Genomic DNA, 20,255 nt, shown 5'->3' with positions numbered 1-20,255 from the left:
CCTCGACCCCGTTCGTACAGGTCGCCGAGGTTATATTGTCCCGAAGCATTTTCCTGCTCGGCGGCGAGCCGATAAAGCCGGGCAGCTTCCTTTTCATCCGATGGCAGGCCGCCGCGTCCGAATTCATAGAAAATTCCGAGATTTGCTTGCGCTGCTGCGTTGCCATTGTCGGCCGCTAACTTGTAGAGACGAGCTGCCTCATGATCGTCTTTCGGCAGGCCGCCGCGACCGCTTTCATATAGTCGGGCAAGGGCTGCCCGAGCGTCGTCATCGTCCGCATCGGCCGCCAACCTGTATAGACGAGCTGCTTCACGATCGTCTTTCGGGAGGCCACCTCGACCCCGTTCGTACAGGTCGCCGAGGTTATATTGTCCCGAAGCATTTTCCTGCTCGGCGGCGAGCCGATAAAGGCGCGCAGCTTCCTTTTCATCCAATGGCAGGCCGCCGCGTCCGAGTTCATATAAAATTCCGAGATTTACTTGCGCCGCTGCGTTGCCATTGTCGGCCGCTAACTTGTATAGACGAGCTGCCTCACGATCGTTTTTTGGCAGGCCGCCGCGACCGCTTTCATATAGTCGGGCAAGGGCCACCCGAGCGCCGTCATCGTTCCCATCGGCCGCCAACTTGTATAGACGAGCTGCCTGGCGGTCGTCTTTCGGCAGGCCGCCTCGACCGCGTTCGTACAGGTCGCCGAGATTAAACTGTCCCGAAGCATTTCCCTGCTCGGCGGCAAGCCGATAAAAGCGCGCAGCTTCCTTTTCATCTGTTGGCAGGCCGCCGAGTCCGAATTCATAGAAGTATCCGAGATCGGCTTGCGCCTCTGCGATACCTTTGTCGGCCGCCAATTTGTATAGACGAGCTGCCTGACGATCGTCTTTCGGCAGGCCGCCTCGGCCCTTTTGATAGAAGGTTCCCAGCCTGGCTTGCGCTACTGCGTTGTCTTTGTCGGCAGCTAGCCTATACAGGCGCGCTGCCTCATGGTCGTCTCTGGGAGTGCCGCCATTCCCAGTCGAGTAAAGATAGGCCAGTTTCAATAGGGCGGTTGTATTGCCGGCTGTTGCATCGAAGCGTAGGAGCCGCAGGGTTTCGTTTTGGTCCGCTGCAGGTGATGCCACACGAAACAGAAATCGGCCCTCCGCGAAGCTCGGGCCGGGAAGCCTGCCGTACTGTGGTGTGAGAACGATATCTGGTATCCTCATCACCCGACTAGACAGATACGCATAGATGTCGTTCGACGAGATAACGCTATTCTTATATGGGTCGGCGCCCCCACTGAGAGCGGCCAGAAAAAGCTCTGGTATAGGACTGCGTGCAGGTACCTGTTGGTCGGAGCTTCCGGCGGTGATAATGTCCCGTGCAGGCCTTTTTAGCAGGTCGGCAACGACTTCAGGGATTAGAGGGGGTGAAGTCTCGTTCTCTCCTCGTGTCGTAAAAATCGTCCCCGCAAAGCAACTGTCAAAAAGAACAAGGATCGATCGGGCTAGAGAGTCCTCGAGTAGAGACCGTATCTCGGCCATCGAGATCGCCTTAATTCTCGCGGCGTCGTATGCTTGCCGAGATCCGTCGACCTTGGGTGTGTCAACACCAGTGATGTAGCCCCGCCGCTCGTTGCGGGCTCTGATAGTTTCTGTGTAGCCGTGACCGGCATAGTAAATGAACAAGCGAGCACTTGGATCATTTCCGTACTTTCGTAGGAAATCCTGTATGGCCGAGCGCAGCTGATCGACGTTAAGTTCATTTTTCACGTCTACCGTATTAAAGTGACGACCTCTCACCAGCCCTGCCCGGAGGGCATCTAGTTGCAGTGGCACATCGTCCAAGGCGCTCCAGAATCGATAGCGAGCGTTTCCAATCAGCAGTGCATGCCCTTGTTGAAGGGCATCGTTCACTTCATTGGCTATCTGACCGAGCGCGGCTTTGGAGCTCAAAATTATTGCAATCACGGCCATAATTATTGGCGCGCGACGCATGGCTACCTCAGTTTCAATGCTGATTGGAGCGTATCCAGTGAGAACTGGTCGGAAGTGTACCGAGTCGTGTTCCCACCGCTGTCAATGACGAACACGATGTTCGCTGGGATTTTGGGATCACTCATAATACTAGGAGGTGTCGATCTGACATCTATCACAATCCCTCCATAATAGTGCTGCCGCAACATCTCTTTGATCATCTGAATGAGTTCGACTAGGGCTATCGCGCCTACGATAATCAGTATGATCGGAGCAGCTCGCCCGGGCGGTGATCGCTGCGCCAAAAGCTTTGCCTCCTCGGAGCGATCCGGCTCGATAGTCAGGCTGTTCTGCACGATTGGAGGGATGACAGCTTGTATCGACTCATCCGTGCGCAGTCGCACCGTTACCAGGTCGCTCTGCTTCGCATTTGTCTTTTTAACTAGAACGTCTATCAAAAGAGATAATGTGCCGAGCTGAATACTTCGCCGTGTGAACATAGGTTTGTTTCCCTCGATTTCCTGACAGGAACCGGATTTCGGGAAAAAGTAATACTAGCTATTCTAGCCCAATCACTATCCAAGGTGGAAGTCGGAATTTTGCCCAATTGGCTCGTTGACCGGCAGGTTCGTCCTGGCGATACGTCGGCTAATCTTCGGTAATGCCAAATTACGTAAAGCGGAAATTCGCGAGATTTCACTCGTTCCCGTAGTCAGGCTCGCACTCTAACTCTCACTCTGGTCCTCATGAAGCGTATTCAGGCCGGCAGTCACGATTTCGTCGCTACTTTCGACGACATGCCTGACGCCCCATGCTGGGCCAGCAAAGAAAAAGACCGACGACCGATTGGCAGTCACTGGAATGTCCGGCATCGTCAACTTCATCGTTCGAGACGGACGCGAAGGCGCCGGGCTCGTTCGCGAAAGGCAGCCTCACCACCTTCGAGAATGTTGCAGACGGCCTTCCGAATTGCCCAATTTTCCAGTCCGCCCGCCACATAGCGGATCGGCGGAAGACCGCCGGAGGGATGTGGGCCTGCCTCAGCTACAATGATCTGATCCGCGTCGGTGTTGATGACGAGGTTGGCATTATGCGTGACCATGATGACCTGGCGCTTCGCCTTGGTCGCAATGAACAGAGCGACCAGCTCGTCGTAGACGGACTTCGGATCGAGATTCTCTTCGGGTTGGTCGATGATCAGAGGGCGATCGTCGGTATCATCAAGAGCGAGATAGAGTAGCAACAGCACGATGCCGCGCGTGCCGGGCGAGAGCTTTCGGATGTCGACGCCGTCATAGGAGATTTCATACCGAACGGCGATGTGGTCGGTGCCGAAGAGCCAGTGTGCGAACTGCTTCGACCAGGCGCGGAATTCCGCCTGCTGCGTCGGCGCATACGGCGCGTGTGAGAGCAGGTCTTTCAGGTATTGTGCCATGAAGGCGGTCATCGCTGCCTGAACCTCGGCCGCCGAGCCAGTCTCCCATGCTGGTTTCAGCGCTTTTGTCGCAGCCGCAATAAGCGAGCCCCGGCCGTTGAAGGGGCCGGCCTTCCGCCTGTCGAGCAGTTCTTCTTCTGCTACGGAGCCCCACGCTTGGACGTAAGCGGTCCTGCGAACCGAGAAGCTGAGCTTCTCGAGTGTGCCCGACGCCGATGCGAGTCGCACCATCAGCGGTGCGTAGAGGCCGGCCAGCGCGTTCTGTTCGCTGATGATCGCCTCGAAGACCCGACCGTAGGTGTCATCACGCTCGGTCTGAAGGCTTCTCCGGCGAGCCGCCGCCCCTTGCGCATCGGTGAGCCGGCTTTCGAGGGTTTGAAGCGCGGAATTTTCCCGCGCGATACGACCAGTCATCGCCGCGTACTGATCGCGAACCAGTTTATCGGCGCTGAACAGCGCTTCGAGGCGCGACATTTCGGCAGCGATCGGCGCAAGCGGGAGAGCCGCCAGATCGACACCGTCGCCGATTAGCGGGACGTTCGGATCTCCTGGCGGGGGAGGGACGCCGTTGAGCTTGGCGATCTCTCCATCCGCCCATGCGATGTAGGCAGCCAGACTCTTGTCAACGTCGCCCTTGTAGATCAGCAGGAATGCGTCCCATTGCTGTGCGTTCAAGCCGCTGTTGGCGTGTCGTGCCTGGGCTTGGCGGAGCATCTCAGGTGCGCCTGTGGCTCGCATGCTCCAGACCTCGTCCTGCAGAGCGACGAAGGTACGACGCTGGTTGCCGAACGCCTGGATTCTGCTCCGGAGCTTCTGAGTAGCCTCGCTGAGCTGAGTATGACGGGTTACCTGGGCTTCAGTACCCTTAACAACGAGTTTGGCGCGGTCGGCGATGTAATCGGCGGCAGTCTTCTTTTTTTGGGTGACCTGCGTCGTCAGCGTGCTGACGAGACTTTCCTTCTCGAGTTCCGTGGCGATACGCTCGGAAATGTCGGAGATCGCCTCGGCTTCACGCTCGCGCGCCTGCCGAAACCGTGCGGTTTGCTGCTCCCGTAGTTCGGAGAAGTCGGTTGCCCATTCGCGATCGTCTTCGGCGTGGGATTCGAAGATGACTCGCTCGATCTCGTCCACGAGACCATCCGAGACGCCCTTCGCGGAGCAAAGCTCCTCGACGAACTGCTGCGATAGATACCGTGCACGCGAAAACGAGGTATGATCGTCGGCATCGCTTCCGTCTAGCGAGCGCGTGACGCTCGTGCCGCTACCCCAGCTGAGTGTCGTGGTCGCGCCGCGAATCAACCTACGAGCTCGCGCCAGGAAGGATGGGCTGATGTTCTCGTCTGCTTCCCACCCGGAGGGCGAGATCGCATCGCAGCCTGCTGCGATAACATCGGCCAGGGCCGTCTTGCCCGAGCCGCGCGCGCCGATGATGGCGACAAGGCCGGGATTGAGCGGGATGGCTGGGGTGACCGCCCAGTCCGCACTCTCGATCGTTACGTGTGAGATGACTCGCGAGGGCATTGCCGATCGAGGCGGCTGCTCGCCAACATAGGCGCGGCCGCCAGGGTCGATGCAGGCCTGACGGAGGGCGTCGAATTCCAGCGCGCCCTTGATCCACGAAAAGCGAGCTTCGACGGGCTGTCCTACCGACTTTTGGTCGTGAGAATCGCTTCCATGGAGGCAGGGCTTGCAACCGTCATATCGCAGGCGTAGGTCCTCTGCCGTTATGCTAGGCCGTTGGCCGAGCCAGAACTCTCGCTGAGCGGGGCTGCTCGAGAAGATGATGTGCGCGAACTTTTCGATTTCCTGGCGGACCGTCGTATCGGCTGCCTGCCGCAGCCCTGAGGTGCCATCTCCCGCGCCACCAGCGACGGCGATAAGGATGTTTCTCCTCGCCCATTCGCTATCGTGGAAGACTTTACGCAGTTGGTCAAAGTTGACTTTGAACTGCGTCGCACCATGTCGGAGAGCCGCACCGTCATCAGTGATGGCTGGATCGGCGCGCTTTCCCAACTTGATCAGCTCGTCGCGGGTACAGTCGAAGCGGTCATTATAGGCCCCGAATTGCAGGCGCTTGAGAACGCGTTTCACCTCAGCCAGGTGGTCAGGATCTTCCGGGCTGACAAGCAGGTGGATGTTAACGAAGCCCGACTTTGCCGCCACATCGAGGCGCAGCTCGATATTGGGGAAGAATAGTTTCACTTCGGGTAATCGGCCGGCTGCTTTGTGCCTGAGAAATTCTTCGTAAGTGTCAGTGACGTAATAGTCGGTGACCGCTATCGCCTCGATTTTCGGCGTAAGACCTTCGAGGGTCTTGAGATAGGAGCCCCACGGGTCGACGGCCCCGAACTGATTGTTGAGAATGGTGCCGGGCGCATGAATATGCGGCTCCCAGCGGTGCCACTCCGAACCTCGACTGATCACCAAAATCCCCCAGACCTTCGTGCGCAGGGGTCCAGTTTTGCCCATGCAGAGGGCTTATGCAACTACCGGTGAGTGGCATCCTAGATGTGCACTTGCCGTGGTATCGAGATCGGGAGGGGCTCCAATGCAAAGCCGCGCTAAAGAGACCGGGCTCTCGCGAGGCAAAGGTGAGCCCCAGCGTTCGGTAATCCCCACGTATCGAAAGCTGGTTGGTAAGGAGGGAGCGCCTTTCGGACCGACGAGTGTTTTGCACACGAAAACGATGCCGCTTCACAGGCTAGGGGTGGCCAGGAGCGCAGGGGGCTTCCACCTCAATAATTGAGATACGTCCAATCTCACACAGGACTGGACCGCGAACGTCGAGACGGCTATATGACCGCCAGCGAGCGGCTGATTTGCAAAACCTTCAGCGTGTCTTGCAAAATTTCCGAAGAAAGCTTTGTAATTTCAAGCACTTCGGTGGGGAATGGTGTAACGGTAGCACAACAGACTCTGACTCTGTTTGTCTTGGTTCGAATCCAGGTTCCCCAGCCAGTTCCCGGCCCTCTTCCAATGTGAAGTTCCCTGTCCTCTCGACCAGGATTGCCCAGTTGATCGGCCGCGTCGCACTCGCGACGCTTTGCCTCACTCGCATTCGCATTTCCGGGTCGGATCGCCGCGCGCAGTATCGTCCTTGGGCCGTACAACCCAAGGAGATCCCTGATGCCCTATGTCGATGGTTTCATTCTCGCCGTGCCGAAGGACAAGCTCGAGGCCTACAAGGCGCTCGCGGCGACTGCCTGCGCGATTTGGATGGAGCACGGCGCGCTCGACTATGTCGAATGCATCGGTGACGACGTTCCCTATGGAGAGCTCACCTCGTTTCCGCGCGCCGTGATGGCGAAAGAGGACGAGGTCGTGGTGTTCGCCTGGATCGTCTACCGCGACCGGGAGACCCGCGATGCCATCAACAAGAAGGTGATGGAGGACCCGCGGATGAAGTTCGAGGGCATGCCGTTCGATGGCAAGCGCATGATCTATGGCGGCTTCACGACGCTGCTCCGGGCGAACGACATCGTTGGCTGACAGCAGGGGCGGAAGGCCTATCTCGCGGGGGGGTGACCGACCTCCGCCTGGAGCAACAGCAACAGGCAGCCGGCGAGCCTCGTCTCCATCTCTTTCGACGCAAGCGACACCGGCCCGGGATCGTTGAGAATCGCGTTCACCAGCGTGCCCAGCACGACCTGGAAGCCGAAGGCGATGGCGCGGGTTTTTGCCGCTTTGCGGCCCCTGTCCATGGCCGGCAGCAGGAGAGGGGTGGCGCGCATCGTGGTTGCCTGGGCGAGCGCCTTGAACGGCGTCCACTTGTCCGGGCGGGTGTCGTCATGTTGGAGCGCGGCGCGCAGCACACCCTCATGGCTGCGCATCCAGGACACGATGCCGTTGACGATGATCTGGCAGAGCTGGTCGAGGCTTGAATCCGGCGACGGTCGCCTGATCTCGCCGAGTCGCTGTTCGCCGTCGCGCGCGGCCAGCGCCATCAGGGCGTTGAAATAGGCCTCCTTGCTCTCGAAACGGCTGTAGAAGGCGCCGACGGTGGCGCCGACCTCGGTGCAGAGCCCCTCGATCGAGAGCTCGGCAAGACTGCGCGTCCGCAGCATGTCGGCACCGGCGCGCAGCAGCGCCAGCGTCGTCTCGCGGCTGCGCTTCTGCCGTGATGGGGTGACGCCGGGCAGGTCGAAGTCGCGAAGCTCGGGCTCTGGACGTGGCCTCATCCGTGCTTGCATCCGGCTTGGTTCATAATCATAATTCTGATTATAATTTTAGGACCGGGCAAGCTGCGGGTCAACCGCGTCCGCCGGGCGTCGAACAGGGAGGAGCAAATGAGCGCAGGCAGCACCTCGCCGTTCCGCGGCACCGTCGGCAAGACGGTCGCGGACTCGAAACCCTGGTGGCCGGAGGCCGTGAGGCCGCCCGAGGGTGCGCCGAACATCCTGGTGGTGCTGTTCGACGATGTCGGCTTCTCCGATTTCGGCTGCTATGGCTCGGCGATCAGGACGCCGACCATCGACAAGCTCGCGGCGGAGGGCCTGCGTTACAGTGGCTTCCACACCACGGCCATGTGCTCGACCACGCGCGCCGCGCTGCTCACCGGGCGCAACCACCATTCGGTCGGCGTCGGATGCCTTGCCAATTTCGATTCCGGTTATCCCGGTTATCGCGGCAAGATCGCGCGCGAGGCGGGGACGCTCGCCGAGATGCTGCGCGTGCACGGCTACCGCAACTACATGGTCGGCAAATGGCATGTCACGCCGCTGACCGAGAGCGGCGCCACCGGTCCGTTCGACGGCTGGCCGCTCGGGCGCGGCTTCGACCGCTTCTACGGCTTCCTCGATGCCGAGACCGACCAGTATGCGCCGGAGCTCGTCTCCGACAACACGCATATCGATCCGCCGGGCACCTATGCCGATGGTTATCATCTGACCGAGCATCTGATCGACCAGGCCATCCGCTTCATCGGCGATCACCATGCCGACCGTCCCGATGTCCCCTGGCTTACGTGGGTCGCGCTCGGTGCCTGCCACGCGCCGCACCAGGCGCCGGCCGAGATCATCATGAGCTACGACACTGCCTTCGCGCACGGCTGGGACGTCGAGCGCGCGCAGCGGCTGGCGCGCCAGAAAGCCATGGGGCTGGTGCCGGAGGCAACGCGGATGCCGGCGCGCAATGACGGCGTCAAGGCCTGGGAGGAGCATTCGGCCGATGAGCGCCGGGTCTTCACGCGGCTGCAAGCGGCCTTTGCCGGTATGCTCGACCATTCCGATCGGCATCTCGCCCGTCTCGTCTCGTTCCTGGAGACGGCCGGTATCCGCGACAATACCGTGATTATCGTGATGTCAGACAATGGCGCGAGCCAGGAGGGTGGGCCGCTCGGCTTCGTCAACGCGATGGGACCGTTCAACTTCAAGCCGGAGCCGGTCGCTGAAAAGCTCAGCCGCATCGACGACATCGGCGGGCCCGACACGCACAGCAATTTCCCGCATGGCTGGGCGATGGCCTCGAACACGCCGCTGCGACGCTACAAGCAGAACACCCATGGCGGCGGCATCCGCGATCCCTTCGTGATCAGCTGGCCGAAGAAGATCGCAAGCCGAGGCGAGCTACGGCACCAGTTCGTCCATGCCTGCGACCTTACGCCGACGCTGCTGGAGCTGATCGGCATCGAGGCCCCCGCGACCATCGCGGGCTGCCAGCAAATGCCGCTGGAAGGCGAGAGCTTTGCGCGCTCGATCACGGAAGCGTCGGCCCCCTCGAAGAGCTCGCCGCAATATTTCGAGATGTTCGGCCATCGCGGGCTCTGGTACGGCGGATGGAAGGCCGTCGCCTTTCATCCCTCGGGCACGCCGTTCGAGAACGACAAATGGGAGCTGTTCCATCTCGATGCGGATTTCTCCGAGACCAACGACCTCGCGGCCAAGGAGCCGGAGCGCCTTGCCCGGATGGTCGCCGCATGGTGGGAAGAAGCCGAGAAGCACAAGGTCCTACCGCTCGACGACCGCTTCGGGCCGCGCTTTGCGGAGAATGCCGCGCGCTTCCACGGCGCACGCCGGAACTTCGTCTTCCACGCCGGGATGGGGCATGTGCCGACGGACGTGGCGCCCGATGTGCGCAGCCGCAGCTACACGATCGAGGCGCATGTCGAGATCGGCGAGGCAGGCGCAGACGGTGTGCTGATCTCACACGGCGATGCGACGTCGGGCTACAGTCTTTACGTCAAGGGCGGCCATCTCGTGCACGATCTCAACATCGGCGGCAGCCACCAGATCGTGCGTTCGGACCGCGAGGTGCCGCCGGGCGCGCGGCGTCTCGGCGTTCACGTCGAACGGCTCGTGCGCAAGGAGCCGCCCGCGAAGGGCGCGCGCACGGGTGTCTCGGAATACACGCTGTTGATCGACGGCGAGCCGGCAGGTTCGCTCCAGACCCAGCTCGGCTTCCACACCTTGATCTCGTGGTCCGGGCTCGACATCGGGCGCGACCGTGGCAGCCCCGTGTCGCACTATGAGGCGCCGTTCGAGTACGAGGGACGTCTTCTGCGCGTCTCGGTCACCATGCACGACGACCAGAAGCTCGATGGCGATGCGGTCGGCAACGCGCAGATGGCGCGGCAATAACGGAAGAGCCCGTTACTTGATCTTGTCGTAAGCGGCCGAGAAATCGCCCAGCGGCATCGGGATCGCGATCGTCTCCTTGGCCATGTTCTGGAAGGAGACCTTCAGCTGCTTGCCTGACCGCAAGGCGGCGAGCAGGTCCGGCGTGACCGGGGTCGAGGCGTAGCAGCCGCGGTTCTCGCAGGTCTGGATCTGGAGATCGACCGTCTTGCCCTCGTCGACCTGGAGCTTGGCGCCGATGGGAAGGTTGAGGCCAAGCGGCAATTGCAGCAGCGCCACCGGCGTGCGGGTGTCGGGCGCGATGCGGATGTTGACGAGGAGGACGGTCTGGCCGGTCTTGGTCAGCACCGCGTTCTGCTCCATCGCGCATTCGAGCGGCGCATCGCGGCTGGCGCTGGTGCAGCGGACGATCCAGCCGGACTGCCCGGGAGTGCCGTCCGCTTGTGATTGCGTCGGGGCAGGCGAAGGCTGTGTGGCCGGGGCAGGGGGCGCGGTGTTCCTCTTGGCGCCCTGCTGGGCATGCGCAGCGCCAATTGACAACAAGACAGCTGCGGCAAGGGCGACAAGTCTGGATTGCATGAGCATGGCGAAACTGCGCTGGCGTGAAACGGGCGCCTCGCTGTAGCGTCGCGGAAGCCGCAGCGCAAGCTTACTCGGCGGCTTCCTTGACGCTGCCGTGCTCGGGGGCCTCGTCGCCTTCGCCGTCGCCCGAACGGCCCCAGGTGGCGAACCAGTTGTTGAGCTTGTCGAGATAGAGATAGACCACGGGCGTGGTGAACAGCGTCAGCGCCTGGCTGACGATCAGGCCGCCGACCATGGCGTAGCCGAGCGGCTGACGGATCTCGGCGCCGGTGCCGTGACCGAGCATCAAGGGCACGCCGCCCAGAAGCGCGGCCATCGTCGTCATCATGATCGGGCGGAAACGCAACAACGCGGCCTGGCGGATCGATTCCTCCGGCGTCTTGTGCTCGTCGCGCTCGGCGGCGATCGCGAAATCGACCATCATGATGCCGTTCTTCTTCACGATGCCGATCAGCAGGATGATGCCGATCAGCGCGATCAGGCTGAAGTCAAAACCCGCCGCCATCAGGATTGCGAGCGCGCCGACGCCGGCCGAGGGCAGCGTCGACAGGATCGTGATCGGGTGGATGTAGCTCTCGTAGAGAATGCCGAGGATCAGGTAGACCACGACGAGGGCGGCGAGGATCAAGAGCGGCACGGTGCCGAGCGACTGCTGGAACGCCTGCGCGGTGCCCTGGAAGCTGGAGTTCAGCGTCGGCGGTGCGCCGAGATCGGCCATTGCCCGCTGCACCGCCTCCGTGGCCTGGCCGAGCGCCACGCCTTGCGCCAGGTTGAAGCTGATCGTGATCGATGGGAACTGGCCTTGATGACTGATCGAGAGCGGACGGACCGGGTCGGTGGTCCAGGTTGCGAAGGTCGACAGCGGCACCTGGTCGCCGGTCAACGGCGATTTCAGATAGAGCTTGTTCAAGCTGTCGAGATTGCCCTGCATCTCCGGCAGGATTTCCAGAATGACCTTGTAGGTGTTGAGCTGGGTGAAATATTGCGTGACCTGCCGCTGTCCGAAGGCGTCATAGAGCGTGTCGTCGATCAGCTGCGGCTGGATGCCGTAGCGGGCGGCGGTGTCGCGGTTGATCTTGAGCTGCACAGTTGTGCCCTGCGTCTGCTGGTCGGTCGCGACATCGCGCAGCTCCGGCAGGGTCTGCATCTTGGCGAGGATTTTCGGCGCCCACTCGTTGAGCTCGTCAAGATTGGCGTCCTGCAGCGTGAATTCGAACTGCGTGCGCGTCGGCCGGCCGCCGAGCCGCACGTCCTGGGCCGCCTGCATGTAAAGCCGGGCGCCCTCGACCTTGTCGAACTGCGGACGCAGCCGCGCGATGATCTGCTGAGCTGAGGCATCGCGCTGATCGCGAGGTTTCAGCGTGATGAACAGGTTGCCGTTGTTGCCGGCGCGGCCGCTGCCGCCGATCGACATGGCAACGCTGGCAACGTCGGGATCGGCCATGATGATCTTGCCGAGCTCCTCCTGGCGCCGGGTCATCTCCTTGAACGAAATGTCCTGCGAGGCTTCCGAGGTGGCGGTGATCAGGCCGACGTCCTGCTGCGGGAAGAAGCCCTTCGGGATCAGGACGAACAGGTAGATCGACAGTCCGAGCGTGACGAAGAAAATCGCAAGCGTGGTGCGCCGCCAGGCGAGGGCGTGATCGAGCACATATTCGTAGCCGCGCAGCATCGCGTCGAAGGCGCGCTCGCTCCATTGATAGAAGCGGCCGTGCTGCACCTCGCCATGGGCGCGCAGGAAGCGCGAGGCCATCATCGGCGTCAGGGTCAGCGACACGAACATCGAAACGAAGATGGTCATCGCCAGCACCACGGCGAATTCGCGGAACAGGCGCCCGATGATGCCGCCCATCAGGAGCAGCGGGATCAGCACCGCGACCAGCGAGATGCTGATCGAGACGATGGTGAAGCCGATTTCCTTGGAGCCCTTGAAGGCGGCCTCCATCGGCGAGTCGCCTTCCTCGATGTAGCGGGTGATGTTCTCGAGCATCACGATGGCGTCGTCGACCACGAAACCGACCGCAATGGTGAGTGCCATCAGCGACAGATTGTCGAGCGAATAGCCGACCGGCCACATCAGGGCGCACGCGCCCAGCAGCGCCAGCGGAACCGTGACGGTGGGAATGACCGTCGCCCAGAAGCTGCGCAGGAAAATGAAGATCACCATGACCACGAGCGCGATGGTCAGCAGCAGCGTGAATTGGACGTCCTCGACCGCGGCGCGGATGGTCGTGGTACGGTCGCTGATGAGCTCGATCTTGATGGCGGGCGGGATTGCGGCCACGAGGCGGGGCAAGGTCGCCTTGATCCGGTCCACGGTCTCGATGACGTTGGCGCCCGGTTGCTTGAATATCACCAGGAAGACGCCGCGCTTGCCATTGGCCCAGGCCGCCTGCTTGGCGTCTTCAGCGGCGCTGACCGCTCGGCCGATGTCGCGAATCCGCAACGGACCGCCGTTGCGATAGGCGATGATGACGTCGTTCCAGTCCTTCGATTGGGTGAGCTGGTCGTTGGCGTAGATCGTGTAGGCGCGTTTTTCGCCGTCGATGTTGCCCTTGGGGCTGTCGACCGTGGTGATCGCAATCTGGCTGCGCACGTCCTCCAGCGACAGGCCCTTGGCGACGAGTTTCGCCGGGTCGACCTGGATGCGGATCGAGGGTTTCTGCTGGCCGCCGATGAAGACCTGGGCGACGCCCGAGAGCTGGCTGATCTGCTGGGCAAGCTGGGCGTCGACCGCGTCGCTGACGCTGGTCAGCGGCAGAGTCTCTGATGTCGCCGACAATAGCAGGATCGGCGCGTCGGCCGGGTTGACCTTGCGGTAGGTCGGGGGCGAGGGCAGGTTTTTGGGCAACTGGCCGCTGGCAGCGTTGATGGCGCCCTGGACGTCATTCGCGGCGCCGTCGATGTTGCGGTTGAGGTCGAACTGGATGGTGATCGACGCCGTGCCCAGATAGCTCGTCGAGGTCATCTGCGCGATGCCGGGGATCTGAGCGAACTGCCGCTCCAGCGGTTGCGCCACCGACGAGGCCATCGTCTCGGGGCTGCCGCCGGGCAGGTTGGCGGTGATCTGGATGGTCGGAAAGTCCACCTGCGGCAGCGGCGCGACCGGAAGCAGCGGATAGGCGACGAGACCGACGAAGAGGATCCCCGCCATCAGCAGCGAGGTGCCGATGGGATAACGGATGAAAGGTGCCGAAATCCCGCCTTCGGTCATTCCTGTCGTACCTTGCTCTGGGCCGGATCGGAGCTTGCCACTGCCGTCGACACGAGGCTTCCGGGCTGGACCTTGAACTGGCCGCCGACGATCACCTGCTGGCCCGGGCTCAAGCCTTCCTCGATGACCGAACGTCCGTCGATGCCATAGCTGACCTTGACCTTGTGAACCTCGGCCTTGTTGTCCTGATTGACCGTATAGGCGTAGAGGCCGTTGGTGGAATGCTGGACCGCATCATCAGGAACAACGGTCGCATCCTTCAGCGTCCGCACCAGGAGCCGCGTCGAAACCGACTGGCCCGGCCACAGCGCGTGGTCCTTGTTCTCGAACACCGCCTTGAGACGGATCGTTCCGCTGGTCGTGTCGACCTGGTTGTTGATGACCGCGAGCTTGCCCTCGGCCAGCGTCTTCTTGCCGTCGGTCGTGAAGGCGATCACCTTCAGGGCGCCGGCCTTCTGGCCTTCGGTGATATAGGGGAGCTGGTCTTCCGGAGCGGTGAAGATCACGGCGATCGGTTCGACCTGCGAGATCATGACGATGCCCGTCTGGGTCGAGGCGTTGACGATGTTGCCGATGTCGACCTGGCGGAGCCCTGCGACACCGGTGATCGGTGCCTTGATCTGCGTGTAGTCGAGCTGGGTCTGGGCGTTGGCGATCGCGGCTTCGTCGGCGGCGATCTGCGCGGTGAGCTGCGCGACGGTGGAGCGCTGGGCATCCACCCGCTGTGTTGTTGCGAATTCGCCGAGCTTCACGGCGCGCTGGAGCTCCAGGTTGGCGTTGGCGAGGTTTGCCTCGTCCTGCGCCTTCTTGGCCTTGGCTTGGTCAAGCGCGGCTTGATAGGGCCGGGGATCGATCGAGACCAGAAGGTCGCCCTGCTGGACGATCTGGCCCTCCTTGAACTCGAGCCTGATGATCTGGCCGTCGACCCGGCTGCGGACCTGGACGGTGTTGAAGCCCTGAACCGTGCCGAGACCGGTCAGGTAGACCGGGAAGTCGGTCTTCTGGACCGGTGCGACGCTGACGGGAATAGCGGACGGGCGGGGCGACGCCTTCTGTGCTATCTGGGTCTGTCCGGCCGAGCCAAATCTCTGCCATCCATAGTAACCTGCGGAGGCCACGGCCGCGATGATCAAAATCCAGAGGATCGGCCGGGACTTTTTCATATCGTCTCGTGTCGGCTCTTGTGCCCTACGCTTATGAATTATGGGGCCAATCATACGGTTCCAGCACGCTTGTATAATACACGCCAAGTTCCAGTGTAAACAGCACTATCGGTTCAGAAACCTAAACAATTGGAAAGCTTTGCACCCCCTGGGCAGTGCTCTGGCGCCGCGCTGTGCAGGGCTGCATTTTTCCGGGCGCGACCGACCGGCGTGCCGCCTCTTTGCGCAGTACCGATAGCGGTGTGCTCGGGCCGAATGGCGCCGCGCTCAGTCCTGGTTCGGATCAGTCACGAGAGCGGTTCTAAATTGCGTGGAGGCCGTTTCGGTTGTCAGGGATTTCGGCATCGTTCATATCGGCGCCGCCACGAATGGAGCGCAGGATGGACGAGCTGAACGGCAAGCTGATCGCTTGTCAGATTCTGATCACGGGATTGATCGCGCGTGTCGCCAACGAGCAGCGCGATCCCTTGCGCTTCCTCACCGACTTTCGCGACGAGATCAAAGCCGTCGTGAACGGTGTCAACATCGCCGGCATGGACAGCACCGATCGCGTGCGCGCCGTCGCGCAGAAGACGGTCGACGAATTGTTCTCACTGATGAAGCCGCCGAGCAGCGACTGAGAGCGAACGTCCGCGTTGTCTTTAGAACGAGTCCAATCTCGTTTTAGAACGATTTCAAACTGCAGTTTAGAATCGCTTTGATCTGGATTGATTCAAGGGTTCTCGCGAGCGGCTCGCATTGACCCGCTATTTTGTGGCCGATACCAACAGCCATCGTTCGTCGAAGTGAATGAGCGAATAGGATTATGGGGCGTTTGGTAATGGGGCAGGTGGTCGCACCGAAGTCGTTGCGTTCGGTCGCAGCATTCGATCTGGTGGATGAGAAATTCGCGGGCGTTTCCGGCAAGAAGGTTTCGGCGGTTGCGAGCTTGATCGCGGTGGCGTCGGTGTCGGGCGGCGCGCAAGCGCAGCAGTCGAACCTGCCGCCGGTGACGGTCGATGCGCCGGTCGAGCGTCCGCGGCCGGCGGCATCGAAGCCCTCGCCGGAACAGGTCCGCGCCCGCAACGCGCTTCGTCGCGCCGCACAGCGCCAGCAGACCGCGCAGCAGACGGCTCCCACGACGCCGTCCGGCGCGCCTGACGGCAATCCCTATGCTGATCCGGCGGCGCCCTACAAGGTCGACCACGTCCAGGCCTCGGGCAAGTTTCCCGAGAAGATGCTGAACACGCCCAAGTCCATCACGGTACTCAGCAAGGAGGTGCTCGAGGACAAGAACGCCACGACGCTGAAGGAGATCGGGCGCTCGACCGCGGGTGTGACGCTCGGCTCGGGCGAGGGCGGCAACGCGTTCGGCGACCGCTTCTTCATCCGGGGCTTCGACGCGCGCAACGACGTCTTCATCGACGGCATCCGCGATCCCGCCGTCTCGATCCGCGAGAACTTCTTCACCGAGCAGATCGAGATTCTGCGCGGCCCGGCCTCCTCCTATGCCGGCCGGGGCACCGCCGGCGGTGCCATCAACATCGTCACCAAGCAGGCGGGCGACGTCAACTTCAAGCGCATGGACACCGAGTTCGGTACCGACATGACCAAGCGCGTCACGCTCGACGTGAACCAGGTCATCGATCCGACCTTCTCGGTGCGCACGGGCGGCCTGTTCCAGGATGCCAACGTCGCCGGACGCAACTACGTCACCGACAATCGCTGGGGCAGCTTCATCTCGACCAAGTACACCCCCACCAACGACATCAAGATCACGACGAACTACGTCCATACCGATCTCAGCGGCTATCCCGATTTCGGCGTGCCCTATTACAAGCAGGGCAACGTGCCGGTGACCTCGGCGGGCATTCCGCGTGGCAATTGGTACGGCTTCCTCAACCGCGATTTCCAGACCGCGCGGCAGGATTTCGGCACCGGCGTCATCGAGTACAAGGTCAACGAGGCCATTACCCTGACCAGCAAGGTGCGCGGCGAGCACTCGCTGCTCAACTATATCGGCACGCTGCCGCAGAATCCGAATACGACCAGCCCCAATCCGCTGCTCTGGACCACGACGGCGAGCGCTCAGAGCCGCTACCAGAACGTGGACGTATGGGCCAACCAGAACGAGGCCACGTTCAAGCTCGACACCGGCGGGGTCAAGCACACTGCGGTGTTCGGCGTCGAATATTCGAACGAGAACATCTCGATCGACCGCTATGCCGGCCTCGCGTCAGAACTGTCCGGCTCCGCTTTCACGAGCAACGGTGCCGTCCAGAACGTCAATCTCTACTCCCCGCAGTACACCAACATTCCCTTCGGCACGCCGTCGCTGCTTGGAAATCCGACTCGCTATGGCGTCAACACCAGCAGCGTGTATGTCATGGACACCGCGAACTGGCAGGACACGATCATCGTCAATGGCGGTGTCCGCTATGACGGCTACAGCCAAAGCGCGTCGAACAACAGTCCGAACTATGTGAAGCAGAATTCCGATCTCGTGAACTACAACGTCGGTGTGGTCTACAAGCCGATGTCGATCGGCAGCGTCTATGCCGCCTACGCAACTTCGGCCAATCCGTTCGGGTCGGAGCTGGATGCGACCGGCACCGAATACGGCGGCGTTCCCCCCAACTCGACCATCTTGCTCGGGCCCGAGCGCAACAAGGCGATCGAACTCGGCACCAAATGGGAGCTTGCGGATCGCCACTTGCTGGTGACCGGTGCGCTGTTCCAAACCACCAAGGACAACGCGCGCGAGACCGTCAACAACCTGCTCACATCGGGTGCTGCCTACAGGATCCAAGGCATCGACATCGAGGCGGAGGGCAAGATCACCGATCGCTGGAGCATCTTCGGCGGATTGGTGTTGATGCAGTCGAAGGTCACGCAGAGCGGTGTCGCGTCGAATATCGGACTGCAGCTTGCGAACATCGCTCACCAGTCGTTCAGCATGCTGACCAAGTACAAGTTTGACGGGGGGTGGGAACTCGGCGGGCAGGCGGTCTACCGCTCAAAGGTCTATGGCGGTACGTTCGCGGCCAACACCAACGAACTGCCAAGCTACTGGCGCTTCGATGCGTTCGTCGAGAAAAAGATCGACCAGAACTGGACCATGAAGTTCTACGCGCAGAACCTGACCAACAAGCTCTATTACGACTCGTTCTATCGCAGCAACGTTCCGTTCGTGGCGGTCGCGCCGGGGCGGGCGTTCTACGTCGTGACGACAGCGAAGTTCTGATCATGTTGACCTGCCTGCCTGGCGTTCTCAGCAAGGATGATGTGGCGGATTTCCGCCGCATCATGGACGTCAGCGATTGGGAGGACGGTCGCTCCACCGCCGGCGCGCAGTCGGCGATGGTCAAGCGCAACGAGCAATTGCCGCCGGACAGCGAGGTCGCGCGCAAGCTCGGCAACCGCATCATCTCGGCGCTGACCTCGAACCCGCGCTTTATTGCGGCAGCGATCCCGCTGCAGATCTTCCCGCCGCTGTTCAACCGCTATGCGGCGAGCAGCGGCCATCATTTCGGCCTGCACGTCGACAATGCGATCCGCGGCGACCGCCTGACCGGCCTTCGCATCCGCACGGACCTGTCGGTCACGCTGTTCCTCGCCGAACCGGAGGAGTACGACGGTGGCGAACTTGTGATCGAGGACACCTATGGTTCGCACGAGGTCAAGTTGCCAGCCGGGGACTGCGTGCTCTATCCCTCGACCAGCCTTCATCTGGTTACCCCCGTGACCAGGGGAACGCGGGTTGCGTCTTTCTTCTGGCTTCAGAGCATGATACGGGACGATCAAGCTCGGAGCATGATCTTTGACCTCGACACCGCGATACAGGCGCTGGTGGAACGGCTCGGGCGTGACGATCCCGAAACGGTCAAATTGACGGGTATCTATCACAACCTCATTCGCTACTGGGCCGAAGTATGAAGACGATGTCCTTCCAAGCAAGCCTTGCCGCAGCTTTGATGCTGGCGGCCACTTGGCTCGCATCCCCCGTTTCTGCCCAGACACAAAGCCCCCCGGCACCGGCGCAATCGGTGGCTCAGCCGGCCCCGGCCGGCCCGCCCCCGATGGCGCCAGGAGCTTCCGCGCCCGCAGCGCCGGCGCCTTCGGCTTCGACGCCAGCCGCTCCCACGGCGCCTCCCGCGGCCACCGTTTCGACGACCGCAAAGCCCGATGTGGCCGCCGTCGCGCCGGCCATGAAGGAATTGTCGCCCTGGGTGATGTTCATGTCGGCGGACGTCATCGTGAAGGCGGTGATGATCGGGCTCGCCTTCGCCTCGCTGATGACCTGGACTGTCTTCATCGCCAAGTCGATCGAGCTCTCGGTCGCATCCACCAAGCTTCGTTCGGCACTGAAGAAGATTGCGGAGGCGCGCTCGCTCGCCGAAGCGCAGATGGCCCTCGGCACCAAGCAGGGCATCCTGCCGTCCTTCCTGGCGGCAGCGCTGCGCGAGGCGCGGATGTCGGCCGGCCTGTCCAGCGATGCCGGCATCAAGGAGCGCGCGGCCTCCAGCTTTTCCGAGATCGTGCGCGCGGAACAGCGGCGCATCCGGATCGGCATGGGCGTGCTTGCGACCATCGGCTCGACCTCGCCCTTCGTGGGCCTGTTCGGCACGGTCTGGGGCATCATGAACAGCTTCATCGGAATCTCGAAGTCGCAGACCACGAACCTCGCCGTGGTCGCGCCCGGCATTGCCGAAGCGCTGCTCGCCACCGCGATCGGCCTCGTCGCCGCCATTCCCGCCGTCATCATCTACAACCATTTTTCGCGCGTGACGAAGGGCTATCTCGAACTCGTCAGCCGCGCCTCGGGCGCGGCGGGACGGCTGCTCTCGCGCGATCTCGACCGTAGCCACGGCAGCGTGCATTCGCGCGCAGCGGAGTGAACCATGGGCGTTTCGCTCGCAGACAACGACGGCGAAGACGACGATTTCTCGGAGACGCATGACATCAACGTCACGCCGTTCATCGACGTCATCCTGGTGCTGCTGATCATCTTCATGGTCGCAGCGCCGCTTTCTACGGTCGACCTGCCGATCGATCTGCCGACGTCGAGCGCGACGCCGCAGAAGAAGCCGGACAAGCCGACCTATCTGAGCATCAAGCCCGATCTGACGCTCGCGATCGGAGAGAACCCGGTTCACCGGGCCGAGTTGATCGGCACCCTCGACGGCCTGTCCGACATGAGCAAGGATAAGTATGTGTTCCTGCGCGCCGATCGTTCGGTGCCGTATGGCGAATTGATGGGAGTTATGGAGCTCTTGCGCTCAGGCGGCTATACGCGGGTGAAACTGGTCGCGCTGGAAGGCGCGCCTGGGGCGCCTGCGCCAGGCGCTGCTCAGCCTTAGA

At 61.9% G+C, this 20,255-nt stretch carries 13 protein-coding genes and 1 tRNA gene; 8 read left to right on the top strand and 6 right to left on the bottom strand.

Going from position 1 to position 20,255, the window contains the following annotated elements:
• Positions 1-1,970 (bottom strand): caspase family protein (locus AC1RQP_RS05850; protein ID WP_492936214.1); only part of this gene is annotated, 1,970 nt, incomplete at its 3' end.
• A gap of 859 nt (positions 1,971-2,829) precedes the next feature.
• Positions 2,830-5,808 carry a TrlF family AAA-like ATPase gene (locus AC1RQP_RS05845; RefSeq protein ID WP_492936390.1) on the bottom strand — a complete coding sequence of 993 codons (2,979 nt, stop codon included), beginning with the start codon at positions 5,806-5,808 and terminating at the stop codon, positions 2,830-2,832.
• 460 nt (positions 5,809-6,268) lie between these two features.
• On the opposite strand from AC1RQP_RS05845, the gene AC1RQP_RS05840 reads away from it, so the two are divergent.
• Together AC1RQP_RS05840 and AC1RQP_RS05835 are read left to right on the top strand one after the other, a co-directional pair.
• Positions 6,269-6,342: transfer RNA gene (locus tag AC1RQP_RS05840), tRNA-Gln, on the top strand.
• Positions 6,343-6,510: 168 nt separating this feature from the next.
• Positions 6,511-6,873 (top strand): DUF1428 domain-containing protein, encoded by a 363-nt coding sequence (locus AC1RQP_RS05835; RefSeq protein ID WP_239623104.1) that lies wholly within the window; start codon positions 6,511-6,513, stop codon positions 6,871-6,873.
• Positions 6,874-6,890: 17 nt separating this feature from the next.
• Here AC1RQP_RS05835 and AC1RQP_RS05830 read toward each other — a convergent pair whose 3' ends face one another.
• Positions 6,891-7,562 carry a TetR/AcrR family transcriptional regulator gene (locus AC1RQP_RS05830; protein WP_492936213.1) on the bottom strand — a complete coding sequence of 224 codons (672 nt, stop codon included), beginning with the start codon at positions 7,560-7,562 and terminating at the stop codon, positions 6,891-6,893.
• 108 nt (positions 7,563-7,670) lie between these two features.
• Here AC1RQP_RS05830 and AC1RQP_RS05825 point away from each other — a divergent pair, with 108 nt between their 5' ends.
• Positions 7,671-9,959: an arylsulfatase gene (locus AC1RQP_RS05825; protein ID WP_492936212.1), complete on the top strand. Its 2,289-nt coding sequence runs from the start codon at positions 7,671-7,673 to the stop codon at positions 9,957-9,959.
• A gap of 12 nt (positions 9,960-9,971) precedes the next feature.
• Here the strand turns inward: AC1RQP_RS05825 and AC1RQP_RS05820 are convergent, their stop codons facing one another.
• From AC1RQP_RS05820 to AC1RQP_RS05810, 3 genes are all read right to left on the bottom strand, one after another.
• Positions 9,972-10,541: an invasion associated locus B family protein gene (locus AC1RQP_RS05820; RefSeq protein ID WP_239623107.1), complete on the bottom strand. Its 570-nt coding sequence runs from the start codon at positions 10,539-10,541 to the stop codon at positions 9,972-9,974.
• 64 nt (positions 10,542-10,605) lie between these two features.
• Positions 10,606-13,752, bottom strand: coding sequence for a multidrug efflux RND transporter permease subunit (locus AC1RQP_RS05815; RefSeq protein WP_492936211.1), 3,147 nt, complete (start codon positions 13,750-13,752; stop codon positions 10,606-10,608).
• A complete protein-coding gene (locus AC1RQP_RS05810) occupies positions 13,749-14,915 on the bottom strand; it encodes an efflux RND transporter periplasmic adaptor subunit (RefSeq protein WP_492936210.1) in 1,167 nt (388 codons plus the stop codon). Before AC1RQP_RS05810 ends, AC1RQP_RS05815 begins: the two co-directional genes overlap by 4 nt.
• A 380-nt stretch (positions 14,916-15,295) precedes the next feature.
• Here AC1RQP_RS05810 and AC1RQP_RS05805 point away from each other — a divergent pair, with 380 nt between their 5' ends.
• From AC1RQP_RS05805 to exbD, 5 genes are all read left to right on the top strand, one after another.
• Entirely contained in the window at positions 15,296-15,535 is a 240-nt protein-coding gene (locus AC1RQP_RS05805; RefSeq protein ID WP_027571757.1) for a hypothetical protein, read from the top strand.
• Positions 15,536-15,735: 200 nt separating this feature from the next.
• A complete protein-coding gene (locus AC1RQP_RS05800) occupies positions 15,736-18,138 on the top strand; it encodes a TonB-dependent receptor (protein ID WP_492936389.1) in 2,403 nt (800 codons plus the stop codon).
• Positions 18,139-18,140: 2 nt separating this feature from the next.
• Positions 18,141-18,830 (top strand): Fe2+-dependent dioxygenase, encoded by a 690-nt coding sequence (locus tag AC1RQP_RS05795; RefSeq protein WP_124158752.1) that lies wholly within the window; start codon positions 18,141-18,143, stop codon positions 18,828-18,830.
• Positions 18,827-19,792, top strand: a complete 966-nt coding sequence (gene exbB, locus AC1RQP_RS05790; protein WP_492936209.1) for a tonB-system energizer ExbB — start codon at positions 18,827-18,829, stop codon at positions 19,790-19,792. Before AC1RQP_RS05795 ends, exbB begins: the two co-directional genes overlap by 4 nt.
• Before the next feature lie 3 nt (positions 19,793-19,795).
• Entirely contained in the window at positions 19,796-20,254 is a 459-nt protein-coding gene (gene exbD, locus AC1RQP_RS05785) for a TonB system transport protein ExbD (RefSeq protein ID WP_061876817.1), read from the top strand.
• Position 20,255 lies beyond the last annotated feature (1 nt).

The sequence above is a fragment of the Bradyrhizobium sp. GW821-FHT13H06 genome (assembly GCF_058803975.1).
The sequence above is the reverse complement of the archived record's forward strand: the minus strand, read 5'-3'. Positions and strand labels throughout refer to the sequence as shown.